The 16,838-nt window shown below is 73.9% G+C and carries 20 protein-coding genes and 1 pseudogene; 13 read left to right on the forward strand and 8 right to left on the reverse strand.

Going from position 1 to position 16,838, the window contains the following annotated elements:
* The first annotated feature begins 7 nt into the window (after positions 1-7).
* The 4 genes from CXR44_RS10620 to rbsK are packed head-to-tail and all read left to right on the forward strand — an operon-like array spanning position 8 to position 4,432.
* Positions 8-1,030, forward strand: a complete 1,023-nt coding sequence (locus tag CXR44_RS10620) for an ADP-ribosylglycohydrolase family protein (protein ID WP_101785009.1) — start codon at positions 8-10, stop codon at positions 1,028-1,030.
* Positions 1,027-2,205, forward strand: coding sequence for an ADP-ribosylglycohydrolase family protein (locus CXR44_RS10625; protein ID WP_101785010.1), 1,179 nt, complete (start codon positions 1,027-1,029; stop codon positions 2,203-2,205). The genes CXR44_RS10620 and CXR44_RS10625 overlap by 4 nt, the downstream gene beginning before the upstream one ends.
* Complete coding sequence (locus tag CXR44_RS10630) at positions 2,202-3,551, forward strand: ADP-ribosylglycohydrolase family protein (RefSeq protein WP_101785011.1); 1,350 nt, start codon at positions 2,202-2,204, stop codon at positions 3,549-3,551. The genes CXR44_RS10625 and CXR44_RS10630 overlap by 4 nt, the downstream gene beginning before the upstream one ends.
* Positions 3,548-4,432, forward strand: coding sequence for a ribokinase (rbsK, locus tag CXR44_RS10635; RefSeq protein WP_101785012.1), 885 nt, complete (start codon positions 3,548-3,550; stop codon positions 4,430-4,432). Before CXR44_RS10630 ends, rbsK begins: the two co-directional genes overlap by 4 nt.
* Positions 4,433-4,440: 8 nt before the next feature.
* Here rbsK and CXR44_RS10640 read toward each other — a convergent pair whose 3' ends face one another.
* The 3 genes and pseudogenes from CXR44_RS10640 to CXR44_RS41650 form a co-directional block, all read right to left on the reverse strand.
* The gene (locus tag CXR44_RS10640; RefSeq protein WP_101785013.1) at positions 4,441-5,016 is read right to left on the reverse strand and encodes a hypothetical protein; all 576 of its coding nucleotides are present in this window, start codon (positions 5,014-5,016) and stop codon (positions 4,441-4,443) included.
* Between the two features lie 174 nt (positions 5,017-5,190).
* Positions 5,191-5,592, reverse strand: a complete 402-nt coding sequence (locus tag CXR44_RS10645; protein ID WP_245899052.1) for a TetR-like C-terminal domain-containing protein — start codon at positions 5,590-5,592, stop codon at positions 5,191-5,193.
* Between the two features lie 9 nt (positions 5,593-5,601).
* Positions 5,602-5,772, reverse strand: a pseudogene (locus CXR44_RS41650) (TetR/AcrR family transcriptional regulator); the annotation flags it as partial.
* Positions 5,773-5,881: 109 nt separating this feature from the next.
* Here CXR44_RS41650 and CXR44_RS10650 point away from each other — a divergent pair.
* The 3 genes from CXR44_RS10650 to CXR44_RS10660 all read left to right on the forward strand — a co-directional run bounded on the left by CXR44_RS10650 (position 5,882) and on the right by CXR44_RS10660 (position 7,710).
* Entirely contained in the window at positions 5,882-6,322 is a 441-nt protein-coding gene (locus CXR44_RS10650; RefSeq protein ID WP_101785015.1) for a DoxX family protein, read from the forward strand.
* A gap of 50 nt (positions 6,323-6,372) precedes the next feature.
* Positions 6,373-7,257 carry a VOC family protein gene (locus CXR44_RS10655; protein WP_101785016.1) on the forward strand — a complete coding sequence of 295 codons (885 nt, stop codon included), beginning with the start codon at positions 6,373-6,375 and terminating at the stop codon, positions 7,255-7,257.
* Positions 7,258-7,440: 183 nt separating this feature from the next.
* The gene (locus CXR44_RS10660; RefSeq protein WP_101785017.1) at positions 7,441-7,710 is read left to right on the forward strand and encodes a hypothetical protein; all 270 of its coding nucleotides are present in this window, start codon (positions 7,441-7,443) and stop codon (positions 7,708-7,710) included.
* A gap of 142 nt (positions 7,711-7,852) precedes the next feature.
* On the opposite strand, the gene pyrF is transcribed toward CXR44_RS10660, so the two are convergent.
* A complete protein-coding gene (gene pyrF / locus CXR44_RS10665) occupies positions 7,853-8,662 on the reverse strand; it encodes an orotidine-5'-phosphate decarboxylase (RefSeq protein ID WP_101785018.1) in 810 nt (269 codons plus the stop codon).
* 150 nt (positions 8,663-8,812) lie between these two features.
* Between pyrF and CXR44_RS10670 the strand changes: the two genes are divergently transcribed.
* The 4 genes from CXR44_RS10670 to CXR44_RS10685 all read left to right on the forward strand — a co-directional run bounded on the left by CXR44_RS10670 (position 8,813) and on the right by CXR44_RS10685 (position 11,750).
* The gene (locus CXR44_RS10670) at positions 8,813-9,289 is read left to right on the forward strand and encodes a DUF2283 domain-containing protein (RefSeq protein ID WP_101785019.1); all 477 of its coding nucleotides are present in this window, start codon (positions 8,813-8,815) and stop codon (positions 9,287-9,289) included.
* Between the two features lie 50 nt (positions 9,290-9,339).
* Positions 9,340-10,134, forward strand: a complete 795-nt coding sequence (locus CXR44_RS10675; protein ID WP_101785020.1) for an HAD-IIB family hydrolase — start codon at positions 9,340-9,342, stop codon at positions 10,132-10,134.
* 245 nt (positions 10,135-10,379) lie between these two features.
* Positions 10,380-11,273 (forward strand): MEDS domain-containing protein, encoded by an 894-nt coding sequence (locus tag CXR44_RS10680; protein WP_101785021.1) that lies wholly within the window; start codon positions 10,380-10,382, stop codon positions 11,271-11,273.
* 72 nt (positions 11,274-11,345) lie between these two features.
* Positions 11,346-11,750, forward strand: coding sequence for an ATP-binding protein (locus CXR44_RS10685; protein ID WP_101785023.1), 405 nt, complete (start codon positions 11,346-11,348; stop codon positions 11,748-11,750).
* 267 nt (positions 11,751-12,017) lie between these two features.
* Here the strand turns inward: CXR44_RS10685 and CXR44_RS10690 are convergent, their stop codons facing one another.
* Positions 12,018-12,374: a winged helix-turn-helix transcriptional regulator gene (locus CXR44_RS10690; protein ID WP_101785025.1), complete on the reverse strand. Its 357-nt coding sequence runs from the start codon at positions 12,372-12,374 to the stop codon at positions 12,018-12,020.
* Between the two features lie 89 nt (positions 12,375-12,463).
* Here CXR44_RS10690 and CXR44_RS10695 point away from each other — a divergent pair, with 89 nt between their 5' ends.
* Positions 12,464-13,096: an NADPH-dependent F420 reductase gene (locus CXR44_RS10695; protein WP_101785027.1), complete on the forward strand. Its 633-nt coding sequence runs from the start codon at positions 12,464-12,466 to the stop codon at positions 13,094-13,096.
* Between the two features lie 35 nt (positions 13,097-13,131).
* Here the strand turns inward: CXR44_RS10695 and CXR44_RS10700 are convergent, their stop codons facing one another.
* The 3 genes from CXR44_RS10700 to CXR44_RS10710 form a co-directional block, all read right to left on the reverse strand.
* A complete protein-coding gene (locus CXR44_RS10700; RefSeq protein WP_101785029.1) occupies positions 13,132-13,497 on the reverse strand; it encodes a YybH family protein in 366 nt (121 codons plus the stop codon).
* Positions 13,498-13,669: 172 nt separating this feature from the next.
* Positions 13,670-14,344 carry an endonuclease V gene (locus CXR44_RS10705; RefSeq protein ID WP_245899053.1) on the reverse strand — a complete coding sequence of 225 codons (675 nt, stop codon included), beginning with the start codon at positions 14,342-14,344 and terminating at the stop codon, positions 13,670-13,672.
* Between the two features lie 222 nt (positions 14,345-14,566).
* Positions 14,567-16,198, reverse strand: a complete 1,632-nt coding sequence (locus CXR44_RS10710) for a catalase (protein ID WP_101785031.1) — start codon at positions 16,196-16,198, stop codon at positions 14,567-14,569.
* Between the two features lie 99 nt (positions 16,199-16,297).
* On the opposite strand from CXR44_RS10710, the gene CXR44_RS10715 reads away from it, so the two are divergent.
* Positions 16,298-16,795, forward strand: coding sequence for a hypothetical protein (locus CXR44_RS10715; RefSeq protein ID WP_101785033.1), 498 nt, complete (start codon positions 16,298-16,300; stop codon positions 16,793-16,795).
* Positions 16,796-16,838 lie beyond the last annotated feature (43 nt).

Below are 16,838 nucleotides of genomic sequence, written 5' to 3' on the forward strand. Positions count from 1 at the left end.
GAGACGCATGTCGGGGGACAGAATCCAGGGGGCCTTCGTCGGCCTCGCCGTGGGCGACGCCGCGGGCTGGCCGGCGGCCAGGCACCGCGCCGCCCTGCACGCCCCGTGGAGCAGGCGGCTGCACCGGGAGCTCGACGCCTTCGCCGAGGAGCACCGGCTCACCACGCTGCCGGTGCCGTTCGCGCTCAACCAGCCCGTGGCCCCGCTCGCTCTCGGCCCGTCCGACGACGCCGAGTGGCTGGCCTGGACGGCACTCACCATCGACCGGCCGCGCGCCGAGGCGTTCAGGGAACTGGGCGGCGACGTCCGCGCCCGCGTCTCCGTCGCCACCGCGCTCGGCAACCTGGCCCGGGGCGTCGAGCCGCCCGCCAGCGGGCACGACAACCCGCACCACTTCGACGACGCCGCCGCCGTGCGGGCCGTCGCCTTCGGCGCGCTCGGCCGCGACCCCACCGAGGACGCGCAGGTCACCAACTCCGGCGACGGCGTCCTGGGCGCGCAGGCCATGGCCAGGGCGGTGGCCGAGGCGGTCGCCACCGGCTCGGCGGCCGCGGCGGTGCGGGCGGCGCTCGACGTGCTGCCCGCCGACACCGCCATCGGGCACAACGCCCGCCTCGCGCTGGACGTGGCCCGCGCCGCGGGAGACCCGTTCGCCGCCGTGCCCGCGCTCGACGCCGCGCTGCTCGACCACGTCTACAGCTACGCGGTCGGCGCGGCGCAGACGGTGCCCGTGGCGCTGGCCCTCACCGAGGTGGCCGGCGGCTCGCCGGCCGCCGCCGTGCCCGCCGCGGCCTGCCTCGCGCCGCTCGCCGACTCGGCGCCCGCGCTCACCGGAGCGCTCACGGGCGCCTGCGGCGGACTCGCGGCGATTGCGGAAGGATGGATCAGCACGGCCCGCACGCTCACCGGGTGCTGCCTGCCGCGGCTGGCGGGTCAGGACCTGCTCACACTCGCCGCGACCTTCACCCCGACTTTCACCCCGACTTTCACCCCGACTCTCACCACGACATCGACGGAGGAACCCGCATGACGCTCGCAGACCAGCCTTCCGACCTGCTGACCGACAAGGCCATGGGCTGCGTCGCGGGGGCGGCGGTCGGGGACGCGCTGGGCGGCGCCACCGAGGGCTGGACCCCCGAGCAGATCGTGGACCGGTACGGCGGGCCCGTCGAGGGCATCGTGCCGCCGTTCAACGAGGATTGGCGCAACGCCCGCCCCATCGCGCCCTACCACAAGGGCGACGGGCACATCACCGACGACACCCTGATGACGCACGCGCTGATCCGCGTGTACGAGAAGGCGCGCGGGCACCTCGGGGCGTACGCGATGGCCGAGCACCTCGTGCCGGAGCTGATGGGGGAGCGGCGGTGGATCCCCGAACTGGAGGCGGAGGCGCTGCCGCTGCACCGGATCTTCCTGGCCGAGAAGTGGATCGTCGCACGCCTGCACTACGGGCACGTGGACCCGCGCGAGGCCGGCGTCGGCAACATCGTCAACTGCGGGGCCGCCATGTACGTGGCGCCGGTCGGCATCGTCAACGCCGCCGACCCCGACGCCGCCTACGCCGAGGCGATCGACCTGGCGGGCGCGCACCAGTCGAGCTACGGGCGGGAGGCGGCCGGCGTGATGGCCGCGGCCGTCGCCGAGGCCATGCGGCCGGAGGCCACCGTCGACTCCGTGGTGGCCGCCTGCCTGCGCCTGGCCAAGGACGGCACCCGGGCCGCGATCGAGGCGGTCTGCGAGGCCGCCCAGGGCATCGGCCACTGGCACGGCTCGTTCGCCGCGCTGCGCGCCGCCGTCCGGCCGTACGACACGGTCGCCGACACCTACCGCGACCAGGGACTCGGCGCCCGGCGGCCGAGCCGGCTGCACAGCATCGAGGAACTCCCGCTGGCACTGGCGTTCCTGGTGGTGGCCAAGGGCGACTACCGCGACACGGTGCTGGGCGGCGTCAACTACGGGCGTGACGCCGACTCGATCGCGTCCATGGGCGGCGCCATCGCCGGCGCGCTCGGCGGGCTCGGGGCGGTGCCGGCGGAGTGGGTGACGCGGGTGGGTGAGGCCAGCCGTACGGACCTGGTGGCGCCCGGCCGGGCGGTCGCCCAGGTGGCGCGGCAGGTCCACGCCGACGACCTGGCCCGCCGCCGCGCCCACGAGTCCGCCTTCGCCGCCCTCACCGGCGGTGAGGGAGCGGGACGGGCATGATCCGGCTCACGTGGGTCCAGCCGGAGGACCTGGTCGGGCACGAGCTCCGGCAGGCCGCCGAGGACGGCAGGGACGGCCGGGAGGTGCGCGACATCGCGGCCCGCTGGCACGCGGCCGGCGGGCACGACGCCCCGCCCCGCGCCGGCGCCTCCGAGCCGCGCGCCCGCGCGCTGCGCCCCCTGGCCGAGCGGCTGCTCGACGAGCTGGCCGCGATCCCGTCGCCGCTCGCCGAGCCCACCGACCTCGCCGCCATCATCGCCGCCACCCCCTCCTGGCCCGCCCCGCCCGCCCGCCGTGTCGGCCGGGCGGAGGGGGACCCCGCGCGCGTGCTCGGGGCGTGGCAGGGCCGGGCGGCCGGGTGCGTGCTGGGCAAGCCCGTGGAGAAGATCCCCCGCCAGGGCATCAGGGAGATCGCCGAGGCCACCGGCAACTGGCCCCTGCGCGGCTGGTTCACCGCCGAAGGGCTGCCGCGGGAGGTCGCCGCGCGGTGGCCGTGGAACCGGCGCAGCGCCGTCAACTCGCTGGCCGAGAACATCGACGGCATCCCCGAGGACGACGACCTCAACTACCCGCTGCTCGCGCTCACCGTCCTGGAACGCCACGGCCGCGGCTTCACCACCGACGACGTGGCGGCGGTCTGGCTGGACGAGCTGCCCGCCGGCCGCACGTTCACCGCGGAGCGGGTCGCGTACCGCAACCTGCTGTCCGGCGTCGAGCCGCCGGAGACCGCCACTCACCGCAACCCGTTCCGCGAGTGGATCGGCGCGCTGATCAGGGCCGACGTGTACGGCTGGGTCAACCCGGGCGACCCGGCCGCCGCGGCCGCGCACGCCTGGCGCGACGCCCGGCTCACGCACACCGCGAACGGCGTCTACGGGGCGATGTTCGCCGCCGCCCTGTGCGCCCAGTCGCTCGTCGCCACCTCGGCCGAGGAGGTGGTGACCGCCGGGCTGTCGGTGGTGCCGCCCGGCTCGCGCCTGCACGAGGCGGTCCGGCTGGCGGCCGAGGACGCCTCGGCCGAACGCGACTTCGAACGGGTCGTCGACCGCCTGTACGAGCGGCACGGCCACCTGCACTGGGTGCACACGATCAACAACGCGGCTCTGGTCGCCGCCGCCCTCGTGCACGGCGCGGACGACGTCACCGCCTCCATCGCCGGCGCGGTCGCCGGAGGCTGGGACACCGACTCCGCCGGCGCCACCGCCGGCTCGGTCGCCGGGGCGCTCAACGGCGGCGTCCCCGATCGGTGGATCATGAAGAACGCGCTGGCGAGCAGCCTGACGGGCTTCGACGGCATCGGGCTGGACGAGCTGGCCCACCGGACGCGGGAGATGATGGAGCGATGATCTCGGTCTTCGGCAGCGCCAACATGGACCTGGTGGCGTACGTGGCCCAGGCCCCCAGGCGGGGCGAGACGGTCACCGGCCGGGCGTTCCGCACCATCCCCGGCGGCAAGGGCGCCAACCAGGCGATCGCGGCGGCCCGCGCGGGCGCCGAGGTGACCTTCCTCGGCGCCGTCGGCGACGACGGCTTCGGCGCGGAGATCCGCGACACGCTGGCCGTGGCGGGGGTGAACGTCGAGCACCTGCGGAAGGTGCGCGGACCGAGCGGCATCGCGCACATCGTGGTGGACGACACGGGCGGCAACTCGATCATCGTGGTGCCCGGCGCCAACGGAACCGTCACCGCCCCGGACGCCGCCGAGCGGGCGGTCATCGCCGGCTCCCGCGCCGTGCTCCTCCAGCTCGAACTTCCCCTGGAGGCGGTCACCGGTGCCGCGCGGGCCGCAAAGGAGGCGGGCGTGCCGGCGATCCTCACCCCCGCTCCGGCCCGGGACCTCCCTGACGAGCTGCTCGACGCGGTCGCCCTCGTCATCCCCAACGAGCACGAGGCCGCCGCGGTGACCGGCGAGAGCGAGCCGGAGGCGGCGCTGGAGGCACTGCTGGACCGGGTGCCGGAGGCGGTGATCACGCTCGGCTCCGAGGGGGCCCTGTACGGGTCGCGGTCGGGGGAGCGGCTGCGCGTGGCCGCCGTACGGGTGGAGGCGGTGGACACCACGGCGGCCGGCGACACGTTCGCCGGCGCCCTGGCGGTGGCGCGGTCGGAGGGACTCGCGGCGGCCGAGGCGCTGCGGTTCGCCTCGGCGGCGGCGGCGCTGTCGGTGCGACGGCAGGGCGCGAGCACCTCGATGCCCACCCGCGCCGAGATCGACGCCGCCCTGAGCTGAGCCGGCGGTCAGGTGCGCAGGCGTTCGAGTTCGTCGGCGCGGCGCAGGTCCTTCGGCCGGCCGATGGCCCGCCGCATGCCGATGAGGTCGTCGAGCGCGGCATAGCGGATCGTGAAGCCCGAAGGGTCGTCCGCACGCACGGCTCGGGTCAGGCACGCGGTGACGTCGAGGCCGCCCCAGGACAGCGCCGGCGTGCACAGGTCTCCGCCGGCCCCGGTCACCTGGTAGGCGACCTGGGCGTGGCCGAGGTCGGGCGGCTCGGCGCACCCGGCGATGACGAGGGCCTCGCGCAGGGCGCGCGCCTCCCCGGGCGTGCCGTCCCACAGCAGGTCCAGGTCACCGGTCAGCTCGGTGGAGCCGTGCATGATGCCGGCGACCTGGCCGATGACGACGGCATGCGAGCCCGCCGCGTGCAGGGCGCGGAGGAAGGGGAACGGGTCGAAGCCGAGTGCCCCGTCCGTGGCGAAGGTGCCCGCGACGTCGTCGGCGTCCTGGGCGCCCCGGCCCGTGGCGGTCCGGTCGCGGGTGGTGTCGCGGATGCGGGAGACGGCCTGACGGAGGCGTGCGGCAGCAGTCTGGGTCATGCGCCCATCCAACACCGGGAGGCACGGACGGCAGCCCGCTGTCGGTGGACCGCCGGGTCCGTCCGCTCCCCGGGGAGGGCGGGCGCGATCGTGCGCGGCCGGCGGTCCGTCCGCGGGCGCGATCGTGCGCACGGCCGCGATCCGTCCGTGGGCGCGATCGTGCTCGCGGCCGGGTCACCGGTCGGCCGGTCCTTCCCGCATGGCGCCGAACACGAGGCGGATCATCGAGCGGGCCAGAGCCTCGGGGTCGCCGCCGGCGCTTTCCGGCAGGGCGCCGCTCAGCCACAGGCTGGTGAAGCCCTGGGCCAGCGACCAGGCGGCGATCGTGGTCATCCGGTCGTGCTCCGGGCCCGGCGACAGCGAGCGCGCGCTGGAGACGAGCACGGCGGCGGCGCGCTCGTGCGCCGACCGGACGCTGGGATCGTCGACGCGGTAGAGCTCGGGCCGGAACATCACCTCGAAGTGAGGCCGGTGGTCGATGGCGAAGCGGACGTAGGCGACGCCCACCTCCCACACGTCAGCGGTGGCCGCCCGCTCGAGGGTGTCGGCGAACATGGTGAAGCCCTCGGCGGCCACGGCGGTCAGCAGGCCTTGCTTGTCGCTGAAGTGGTAGGCGGGGGCGGCGTGCGAGACGCCCGCGCGGCGGGCCAGCTCGCGCAGGCTCCACCCGGCAGGGCCGGATTCGCCGATGGCCTGAAGTGCGGCGTCGATGATGACGCGCCTCAGATTGCCGTGATGGTAGGACGGCTGGCTGATCTACCTCACCTCCACGCTCGGGTGCCTGGCATGCCGACCTCACTCTATCTTGACATTGACAAGATGGATGCACTCCTCCAATCTTGCCGGTGACAAGATTGGAGGAGGAATGGTTCCGTTCATCGCCCTCACGGGCGGCTTCGTCGTCCTGCGGCTCATCGGCCTGGCCGGCATCGACGCCTTGGACGCCTGGCAGCCGGCACTGCGCGGCGCTCTCGCGCTCATGTTCGTCGTCACCGGCGTGCCGCACTTCCTGCCCTCATGGCGCCGCGACCTCGTCGCGATGATCCCGGCGGCGTTCCCGCGACCGGCCCTGCTGGTCACCCTCACCGGTGTCCTCGAACTGGCCGGCGCGGCCGGGCTGCTGTTCGCGCCGGTCGCGCCGTACGCGGCGATCGTGCTGGCCCTGCTGATGATCGCCATGTTCCCGGCCAACGTCTCGGCGGCCCGCCGCGGACTCACCCTGGCCGGCAAACCGGTGACCCCCCTCCCTGCTCGCACGGCCCTTCAGGTGCTCTTCATCGCCGCCGCCGTCGCGGCGGCCGCGTGAGGCCACGCCTCCCCGCCCCATCACCCACGAAGCAACAGGACACCACCGCAATGACCAGCGAACACACCGCCGACATCGACTACATCGACCACACGGTGCTCATCACCACCGACCTCGACGCGACCTCCGCCCGCTACGAGGCCCTCGGCTTCACGCTCAGCCCCGTCTCGCCCCACCACCTGGCCGAACGGCCCGGCGGCCCGCTCATGCCGACCTGCACCGCCAACCGGTGCGCCTACTTCGGGCAGTCGTTCATCGAGCTGCTCGGCATCGTCGACCCCGCGGCTCCCGACCCCTGGGGCGTCCACCGGCTGCGCGAGACCTACCCCGGCCTGCTCATGACCCTCGGCTCGCGCGACGTCCAGGCCACCGCCGGACGGTTGCGCGCCGCCGGCCTGGCCTCCACCGGGATCCGCGCGCTGGAACGCGAGGTCTCCACCCCCGACGGCCCACGGACCGTCCGCGCCGAGAGCGTCCGGATCGACGCCGCCCACACCCCTGAGGGCGCGCTCCAGGCCACGCAGCATCTCACCCCTCAGTACGTGCACCAGCCCCGCTATCTCGATCACCCCAACGGCGCGACCGGCCTGCACAGCGTGCTGCTGGTCGTGGCCGACAACGAGGTGGACGGCCACGAGGAGCGCTACGCCCGCCTCCTGGACGCCGACGTGTGGATCGACGGCCCCAAGCGCGTGCTCCCCCTGCGGCACGGCCGAGTGGAGATCGTCCCGCAGTCCGCGCTCCACGACTTCCTGCCCGGACACACCGTGCCCGGCCTGCCCCTGCTGGCCGCCCACACCGTCGCCGTCCGCGACCTGACCGCCGCGCGCAAGCTCGTCGAGCACAACATGATCGCCACCCACACCACTCCCGACGGCTTCTACGTCGCCGCCGAGGACGCCCACGGCGTGCCACTCGCCTTCATCCAGAACTGACGCTCGTGCCGACCTCGCTCAGGCCGCGCCCGCCGCGGTCCTGAGCACCCCCTCCGGACCTCGCTTCCACGGGCCCCGCATCCCTCACGATGATCGCTGGGCCGCGTGACCGGTCGGCGGGGGCCGCACCGGCCGGGCGGGGAGAGGCGACATCACCGCCCGCCCCCGGGGCATGGGTGTTCCATGAGCCAGAACCACGAGGAGACGCCCGACGCCGTGCGCGGGCTGAACGCCGAGAGCGATGTGGTGGCGCAGCGGTCGGGCGCCGAGACGTCCACCTCCGGCCGCCCCGTCCCCGCCGACCCGCCGGAGGCCCAGGCCGCCCAGCCGCCCTCCGCGACAGACCAGCCTCCTGGGGAATCCGAGGAGCCGGAGCGGCAGGAAGGACGCGAGGAGACGGAGGAAGCCGTCACCGAGAAGGAGGTGCGCCCCGACGTCGGCCCCACCGGCTGACGCCGCGGCTCACCGCGCCGGCTCACCGCGCCGGCTCACCGCGCCGGCTCACCGCGCCGGCTCACCGCGCCGGCTTCATGCGCGGCGGCACACCGCGCCGGCTTCACGCGCGGCGGTACACCGCGCCGGCTCGTAGGGCGGCTCAGGGGGCCAGGTGGTGGACGCACTCGTCGCGGTAGCGGAGCGTGTAGTCGCGTACCCGGTCCGGGTCGGCGAGCACCACGCGCGACACCGACGGCACCACCGCCTGCCGCACCCCCGCGAACAGGCGCGCCAGGTCGGCCGGCGTGGCGCCCTGCGCGCCCAGACCGGGCGCCAGGATCGGGCCGCCGAACCGGTCGAGCGGCAGGTCGAGCGACGGCAACGTGGCGCCGACCACGAGCCCCACCGGCCCGAGCGGGGCGTGCCCCGCGTTCGCCTTCTCGGCCCCCGCCAGCACCTGGCCGGCGACCGCCGGTTGCAGCTCGGCCGCCTCCGGATTGGAGGTGCGCGCCAGCACGAACACGCCCGCGTCGTTGGCCACCGCCTTGGTGATCGCCACCTCCAGCGACCCGAACCCGAGGTACGGGCTGAGCGTCACCGCGTCGACGGCCAGCGGGCTGCCCGGGTCGAGGTAGGCCTCGGCGTAGGCGGCCATCGTGCTGCCGATGTCACCCCGTTTGACGTCGAGCAGCACCATCGTGCCCGCCTCCCGCAGGTCGGCGAGGACCCGCTCCAGGACGGCGATCCCGCGGCTGCCCCAGCGCTCGAAGAACGCCGACTGCGGCTTGACCACGGCGGCCACGTCGGCCACGGCGCCCACCACCGCGCGGGCGAAGTGTTCGAGCCCGGCCGGTGAGTCGTCGAGGCCCCACGCCCCGAGCAGCTCCGGGCTCGGATCGATGCCCACGCACAGCGGCCCGTACTTGTCGAGCCGGGCCCGCAGCCGGGTCCCGAACGGCTCATTCCACACCTGGCCCCCTCACCACGACCGTAGGCAGAGTAGCCGCCGCCGGCGGCACGCCGGAAGGCTTTCGACGCTGCCGGTATGGCGGCGCCGGCCGGGTGGGCGCCCGGGAGGTGTGTGTCTTGCGCGCCGCGCGACCGGGGTAGATCACCCTGCATGTACGAGATCGCCCACCGCACGCTCACCCTGCGCGGCGACCCGCCCAGCGAGGTCGTCGTCACCATCGGCATGCCCACGCAGGACGCGGCGGGGGAGTGGTCGTGCCCGTACCGGATCGACGGCCTGGCGGGGTGGGAGCACGAGCGCAAGGTCACCGGTGTGGACGCGCTGGAGGCGCTGGAAACGGTCGTCGACGTGGTCCGGGCGGCGCTCGCCCGCTCCCACGAGGCCCGCGAGGGGCTGCTGAGCTGGGACGACGAACCGATGGGCCGCCGCAGGCACACGGTCTACCTGACCCGCGACCGCCGTCACGACCTGGCCTACCTCGCCATGAAGCACGAGATCGCGCCCGGCGAGGTCGTCAGCCAGGTCACCGCCGACGGCGTGACGCTCGACTTCGGCGGCGCGGGTGAGCTGCTGGGCCTCGAACTGACCCGCGCCTCCAGGCGGCTGCCCTCCGAGATGCGCCTGTAGCGCGCGCACCCACCCTGGGCGGCACCGGGGCCGGCGGCCATAATCGGAGCGTGAAGCCTCCGCGTCTCGTGGCCACCGACCTGGACGGCACCCTCCTCGACTCCACGGGCACGGTCACGCCGCGCACCCGCCGGGCGCTGCGGCTGGCGCGCGGCGCCGGGGCGGAGATCGTGTTCGTCACCGCCAGGGCGCCGCGCGGCGTCGAGCCGATCGCGGAGCAGGCCGGAGTCGACGGCCTGGCCGTCTGCAGCAACGGCGCCATCGTCTACGACCTGGGCGCCCGCGAGATCGTCGCCCGGCACGACCTCGCCCCCGCCGCCGCCGCCCATGTGGTGGAGACCCTGGCCGAGGCGCTGCCCGGGGTGGCGTTCGCCGCCGAGACGGGCACGGGCGTGCTGGCCGAGCCCGGCTATGGCGTCCGGCACGCCCGCGACGCGCGTCACCGCCGTGAGGTGGCCTCGCTGCTCGGGTGCGCCGACCCCATCGTCAAGCTGCTCGTCTGGTCGTCCGAGCACCTGGTGGACGACATGTTCACCGCGGCCGTCGCCGCCGTGGACGGTCAGGCCGAGGTGACCCACTCCGGCGTGGGCGGGCTGCTCGAGATCAGTGCCGCGGGGGTGACGAAGGCCGGCACGCTGGCCACGCTGTGCGAGGAGCGCGGGGTGGACCCGGCCGAGGTGGCGGCGTTCGGTGACATGCCGAACGACCTGGCCGTGCTCGCCTTCGCCGGAGCGGGCTACGCCATGGCCAACGCCCACCGGCTCGTGCTCGCGGCGATCGAGCGGCGCACCCTGTCCAACGACGAGCACGGGGTGGCCGTGGTGCTGGAGAGCTTCTACTCCTGACGATCACCGGCCGTGTCCGTGCGCGCCGCCCCCTGCCCGGCCTCGCCGTTCTCACACGGCACCGGGCGCGACCGTCGCCTGATCGGACGGCACTAGGGCGGTGAAATGCCGTTGTCGTCCTATTTGTAGGGGATTGTCGTGTCCTGCGCTTTGTTACTGTGGAAAGAACGGCGAGACGCGGAGAGGGCGCCCCCGAGGGCACAACCTGAGCGCCATCGCCGTCCCCCGATGACGAGAAGCGGTTCATGGCAGATCCCACCACAGTCGATCGGCTCCTCCCCGGGGACCACGTCTGCTGGACCTTCGATGACCACGAGCGCCATCTGCGGGCTCTGGTCAGGTTCCTCCGCAAGGGTCTGGAACACCACCAGAAGGTCCTCTACTTCACCGACACCTTCCTCCCTCCCGCCTTCCTTGCCGCCGCGCAGGCCTACGGGGCGGAGGTGCGGCAGCCGCTGCACGCCGGGCAACTGCACGTCACCACCGCGGAGGAGTCCTTCCTGTCCGGCGGGTCCTTCGAGCCCGAACGGGCCCTGAACGGCTGGACAGCCGCCATCGACCAGGCGCGCACCGAGGGCTACGCCGGGCTGCGGGTGGCCGCCGACATGGGCTGGACGGTCCGCCCGCTGGTCGACATGGACGAGCTGACCTGGTACGAGGCGCAGGCCAACCAGATCTTCTCCGCCGGCTACGCGATGGCGCTGTGCTGCTACGACCGGCGGCTGTTCACCCACGCGGAGCTCGAACGGATCAGCGCCGCCCACCCGGGCGCCGCCCGGGCCGGGGCGGGCAGCGACGAGGAGTGGGACCCCCTGCTCCGCATCCGCCGCACCCCCGACGGGCTGTCGCTCGACGGCGCCGCCGACCGCACCAACCACGACGCCCTGGCCGCCGTGCTCGGCCCCCTGGCGGCCGAGGCGACGAGCGGCGCTCCCGTGGTCATCGACGTGGCGGGCCTCGCCTTCGCCGACGTCGCCGCCGCCCGCCTGCTGGCCGGCGTGGTCGCCGCGGGTCGCGGCCGCGTCCTGCTGCGCGGGCCGCGGCCCGCCCTGACGGAGCTGCTGGCCCTCGTCGACTCCCTCCACGCGCCCCGTGCCTCCCGCGACCGGATCCAGGCCGCCGAGGGCACCCCGGCATGACCGGCCCGGCCCGCATCAGGTCCGCGACCCGTTCGCGTACTCCCTCCTGACCATCCCCTGGAGAACACCCGGATGTTCGACCAGCCACTCAGCCCGCCACCCGCCGGGGCGCGCCGGCGGGCCTTCACCGCCGTCGGAGAGCTGGCGGACGTGCGCTCGTTCGCCGCGACCGAGGCCCGCGCCGCCGGGCTGGGCGACCGGAAGGTCGAGCGGGTGGTGCTGGCGGTCAACGAGGTGGCCACCAACGCCTTCGAGCACACCACTCACGGCTGCATCGTCACGATCTGGACGTTGCCCCGCACGTTCGTCTGCCAGGTCGACGACAACGGCCGCTTCGGCGTCCCCCCGGTACGCCGCATCTCCCCGTCCTCCGGCCGCGGGCACGGGCTCACCCTGGTCGACGAGGTCGCCGACCTGGTCCGCCGGCACAGCCACACCGGCGGCACCACCACCCGCCTGCACTTCGACCGGCCGTGACCACGCCCCACCCGCCTGCACGTCGACCGGCCGTGGCCACACCCCACGCGCCTGCACGTCGACCGGTCGTGGCCACGCCCCACCCGCCTGCACGTCGACCGGTCGTGGCCACGCCCCACCCGCCTGCACGTCGACCGGCCGTGGCCACGCCCCACCCGCCTGCACGTCGACCGGCGTGATCACGCCCAACCCGCTCCCACGCGACGGATGTCGGCGGCTTCTTCCTCGATGCCTCACCGGCCCGCGACGTGGCGGACGGGGGACCCGTCAGGAAGAGGTCTCCAAACTCTCCTCCCAGCGGTCCTGGGCCGCCAGGACGTCCTCGGCGTGGTCCAGTGCCCACTTCCCGACCGCCTGGATCGGGCCCAGCAGCGTCTGTCCCAGCTCCGTCAGCTCGTACTCGACCCGCGGCGGAGCCTCCGCGTACGCCCGCCGGGCGACCAGGCCGTTGGCCTCCAGCCTGCGCAACGTCTCCGTCAGGACCTTGGGGCTGATCCCGCCGATCTCCGCCCGCAGCTCACCCGGGCGGCGCGGGCCATGCCGCAGGGCGCACACGACGACGGCGTTCCAGGTGGGGGCCAGCAGGTCGAAGGCGAGTCTGGCCTGACAGTCGGCGAGGAACAACGTACATCCTCCGTTAGGCACCGAATGGTGCGCGATGCGGTTTCTACGATCCTTCCGTAATCACAGTTCTTACATGAACGGAGAGCGAGATGCGGATCGGCATCCTCGGGGCCGGCAACATGGCGGACGCCCTCGGCACGCAGTGGTCGCGGGCCGGCCACGAGGTCATGGTCAGCGGGCGCGACGAGGCGAGGTCGGCGGCCACGGCGGCCCGGATGACGGCCGCCGGCGGCTCGCCCGTGGTGCACGGGACGTGGCCGGAGGCGGCCGCGTTCGGCGAGGTCGTCATGGCGGCGGTCGCGGCGGACGGCCTCGAAGAGGTGCTCAAGGCCGCCGGGCCGGCGCTGCGCGGCAAGCCGCTCGTCGACGTGACCAACCGGCTGCCGGACTTCGACTTCACGCGTCCCCTCGCGCGCACGGCCGCGGACCTCACAGGCGCGCACGTCGTGAAGGCCTTCAACCTGGGTCACGTGGACGTGTGGCGGATGACGCCGCCCGTCTTCGACGGCCGCCCCCTCGCGGTCCCCCTATGCGGCGACGACCCGGACGCCCTGTCGCGGGTGCGCTCCCTCGTCACGGACCTGGGTTGCACCCCGGTGGACGGCGGCGGGCTCGACCGGGCGGTGCTGCTGGAGGCGACGGCGGCGTTCGTCATCGGCCTGTGGTTCGCCGGGGTCGACGCCCAGGCCATCCTGACCCCCATGGAGGCCGCCGGCGTCTGACGCCGCCGCCGGCCGACGGCTGCGCGAGCCCGCCGTCAGCGGGCCGGCGGGACGAACTCGGGCTGGTCGAGCACGCGCAGCCAGCTGCCGTCCGGCTGACGCCGGACCACCTGGGCCCGCGCGCCGGATCCGTCCTTCGGCGGGGTCGAGGTGAGGGCGATGTCGCCGCTGATCAGCGTCGGCAGGGGTTCCTCCGGCTCGAAGCGCGGGCGGTGGGCCAGCACCTTCTCCCACAGCGCGCGGATCGCGTCCCTGCCCACGGTCTGCCGGCCCGGCGGGTAGGCCAGCACCGCCCCCTCCTCGTAGAGCGCGGCGACCCCGGCCGCGTCGCCGGCGTTCGACCGTTCGACGAACAGGCGGGTGATGTCCTCCGGCCGCATCGCCTTCTCGTATTCGGGCATGTCGTCTCCTGAATTCCGGACTGCAGAGGCATCCATCCTTCTCCTGCCTCGCGGAGAAGTCCAAGAGATGGTTCTGCTGCCACCCAGAAGTAACGCTTATGGACGGCTCCTGCTCGGTCGGCATCCCGGCCGACCAGGAGCCGACGCGCCCGGATGGAGCGCGCCGACCTCCTCAGAGGCGAGGAAGCGAGTCCGGATGGCGGGCGAGGTGGTCGGCCCTGCGGATCGGCTCGGGGAGGCGGTAGCGCGGGGAAAGGCGCAGCACCTGCTCGGTCGTGGTGTCCAGGTCGATGCGGTGACCCGGTGACACGTACACCGGCTTGACCCCGTCCTGGGTGCGCAGCGCACGGCCCACCGTCGAGCCGTCCAGCACGATCGGCGTCCAAGCTCCCCGCTCCGGGCCCGGGGCGGAGCAGGCGCCGACGAACGGCGTCTTGCCCACGCCCAGGGCCGGCAGGCCGGTCAGGACGCCGAGATGGCAGGCCAGCCCGAACCCGCGCGGATGCGCCAGCCCGTAGCCGTCGCACACCAGCAGGTCGGGCGTCACCGTGAGCCGTTCGAGCGCCTCCACCAGCGCGGGCAGCTCCCGGAAGGCGAACAGGCCGGGCACGTAGGGGAACCCGGCCCTGCCGTGCGCCGTCACCTCCTCCACGACGGAGAGCGTGGCGGCGTCGAGCACGACCACGGCGGCGGTCAGCCGCTCGTCGTCCCGGTAGTGCACGTCGAGACCGGCGACCAGCGTGAACGCACGCGGCCCGGCCATCTCGACGTGAAGTCGCAACCGGTCCTGGACGGCCTCCGCCTCGGCCACTGTCGCCGGCCACGGGTGAAGCTGGTTTACACGCACCTGATCAATTTACGCCGTCTCCGCGCGCACACCGGCGGTGTGGGCGGGCGTCCGCGTGCGGGACGGCGACACCGCCTCAACGGCGGGGCTGCCTCAACGGCGACGCCGCCTCAACGGCGACGCCGCCTAACGGCGGGGCTGCCTCAACGGCGACGCCGCCTAACGGCGGGGCTGCCTCAACGGCGACGCCGCCTCACGGGACGCCCGCCCAGTGGTCGCGCGCTACGAGGGCAGGCCCCTCTCGTCGGGCACGCAGTGCGTCATCCGCAGGCCCGCGACGTCGCGCGGCCCGTTCTTGCCGAGCCGGGACAGCCGCTGGCGGTCCTCGTCCGTCAGTACCTGGCCCGGCAGGGGGTCCAGGTGCGCGACGTCGGCCGGCGTGATGCCCAGCCCCTGGCCGACCCGCAGGCCCAGCTCGTCCTCGGCCAGCAGGAAATGCCAGACCATCCGCTCCTGCACCGGCCGGGCGCACTCGCTGATCAGCGTGACGAAGTTCTGCACGAGGTCGTCGCGCTCCCACTGGTGCATGAGCAGGTAGCGCTGGCCCGCCTGCTTGTAGTCGTTCGTCCGCGGGATGCGACGGCGCGTCAGCCGGCCTGTGATGACCGGTCCGACCTCCTCACCCGGTGAAGGCGCTTCACGCAGCCCGCCGGTGATCGACGGCTCGTAGTTGACGTGCGGGTTCTCGCCGGCGCCGTCGACGTGGTACGCCATCATGCCGTCGCGCTGGTTGGTCCGGACGTCGGCGTTCTTCGCCTGGTTGACCGGCAGCTGCAGGTAGTTCGGGCCCACCCGGTAGCGCTGGGTGTCGCTGTAGGAGAACGTCCGGCCGACGAGCATCTTGTCGTCGGAGAAGTCCAGCCCGTCGACCAGCACACCGGTCCCGAACGAGATCTGCTCGTTCTCGGCGAAGTTGTTGGAGACGTTGCGGTTGAGCACGAGGCGGCCGACCGGCCTGGGCGGGAAGTCGTTCTCCGGCCAGACCTTCGTGTCGTCCAGCGGGTCGAAGTCCAGCTCGTCGTGCTCGTCGTCGGACATGACCTGCACCAGCAGCTCCCACTCGGGGTACTCGCCGCGGTCGATGGCCTCCATCAGGTCCTTGGTCGCGTGGCCCAGGTCGTTCGCCTGGATGGCCGCCGCGTCCTCGACGGTGAGGCTCCGGACGCCCTGCTTGGGCATCCAGTGGTACTTGACCAGCACGGTCTCGTTGCGGTCGTTGACCCACTTGTAGGTGTTGACCCCGAACCCCTGCATGAACCGGTACGTCGCCGGGATGCCCCGCGGGCTGAACAGGTTGACCAGCATGTGCATCGACTCCGGCGTCTGTGACATGAAGTCGAAGATCCGGGCCGGCTCCTGGCGGAACGTGACGGGGTCGGGCTTGAGCGCGTGGATGACGTCGGGGAACTTGATGGCGTCCCTGATGAAGAACACGCCCAGGTTGTTGCCGACCAGGTCCCAGTTGCCGTCCTCGGTGTAGAACTTCACCGCGAACCCGCGCGGGTCGCGTGCCGTCTCCGCCGAGTCGCGCCCGCCGATGACGGTCGAGAAGCGCACGGCCACGTCGGTGCGCTTGCCGGCCTCCTGGAACAGCTTCGCCCGGGTGAACCGCGAGATCGGCTCGTCGCCCAGCTTCCCGTACGCCTCGAAGTACCCGTACGTCGTCACGCCTCTGGCGTGGACGACCCGCTCCGGGATGCGTTCGCGGTCGAAGTGGCTGATCTTCTCCAGGAAGTGGTAGTTCTCGAGCGTGGCCGGGCCGCGCGCTCCCACGGTGCGCTGGTTCTGGTTGTCGGAGACGGGGTGTCCCTGTCTCGTGGTCAGCGTCGGCCGGTCGTGTTCGCCGGTGGTCATGGGTTCCGGCTCCCTCCTTGTGGCGGCGTTCCGCGCATACGTATCCCGTATGAAGGTCGCTAAAGGTCGCGATGGGAGATCTTCTGTAGGGTCGAGGCCGTGAGGCACGCCGTGGTGGTCGTCGGGCCCGGTCTGACCGCCGATCCGGCCCTGCTCGACGAGACGGCCGGACGCGAGTTCGCGGCCCTCGGAGTCCGCGGTACGGTCGCGCACGCCGCCGACGCGGCTCAGTTCCTGGCGCACGTCCGCGCCACCACGTCCCCGGACCCGGCGACGACCCCCGGCGGTCCGCGCGGCTCGCGGGGCCGGGCGGTCGTGGCCGTCCCCGGGCCCGTCCCCGGGGCGCGGTCCCTCATGACGGCGGCGATGGGCCCGGTCGTGTGGCTGGACCTGGCCCGGGTGGACGACGCCGAGGCGGGGGAGGGCGGCTCCCACCTGCACGGGCTCGGCATCGAGGGGCTGCCCTGGGCGATCAGGCACGCCGTCGGCCGCCTCGCCTGGCCGCGCCGCCGCGTCCCGACCTGCACGGCTGGCAGGCCACCACCGCCGACGTGGCCGCGGGACTGCGCGCCCTGGACGGCCTGGACGTCCCCGTGAACGTGACATTTCTGGAAATGTCCGGCGACCACTTCGCCGTGAT

It is taken from the genome of Nonomuraea indica (assembly GCF_002850745.1).
Taxonomy (GTDB): domain Bacteria; phylum Actinomycetota; class Actinomycetes; order Streptosporangiales; family Streptosporangiaceae; genus Nonomuraea; species Nonomuraea indica.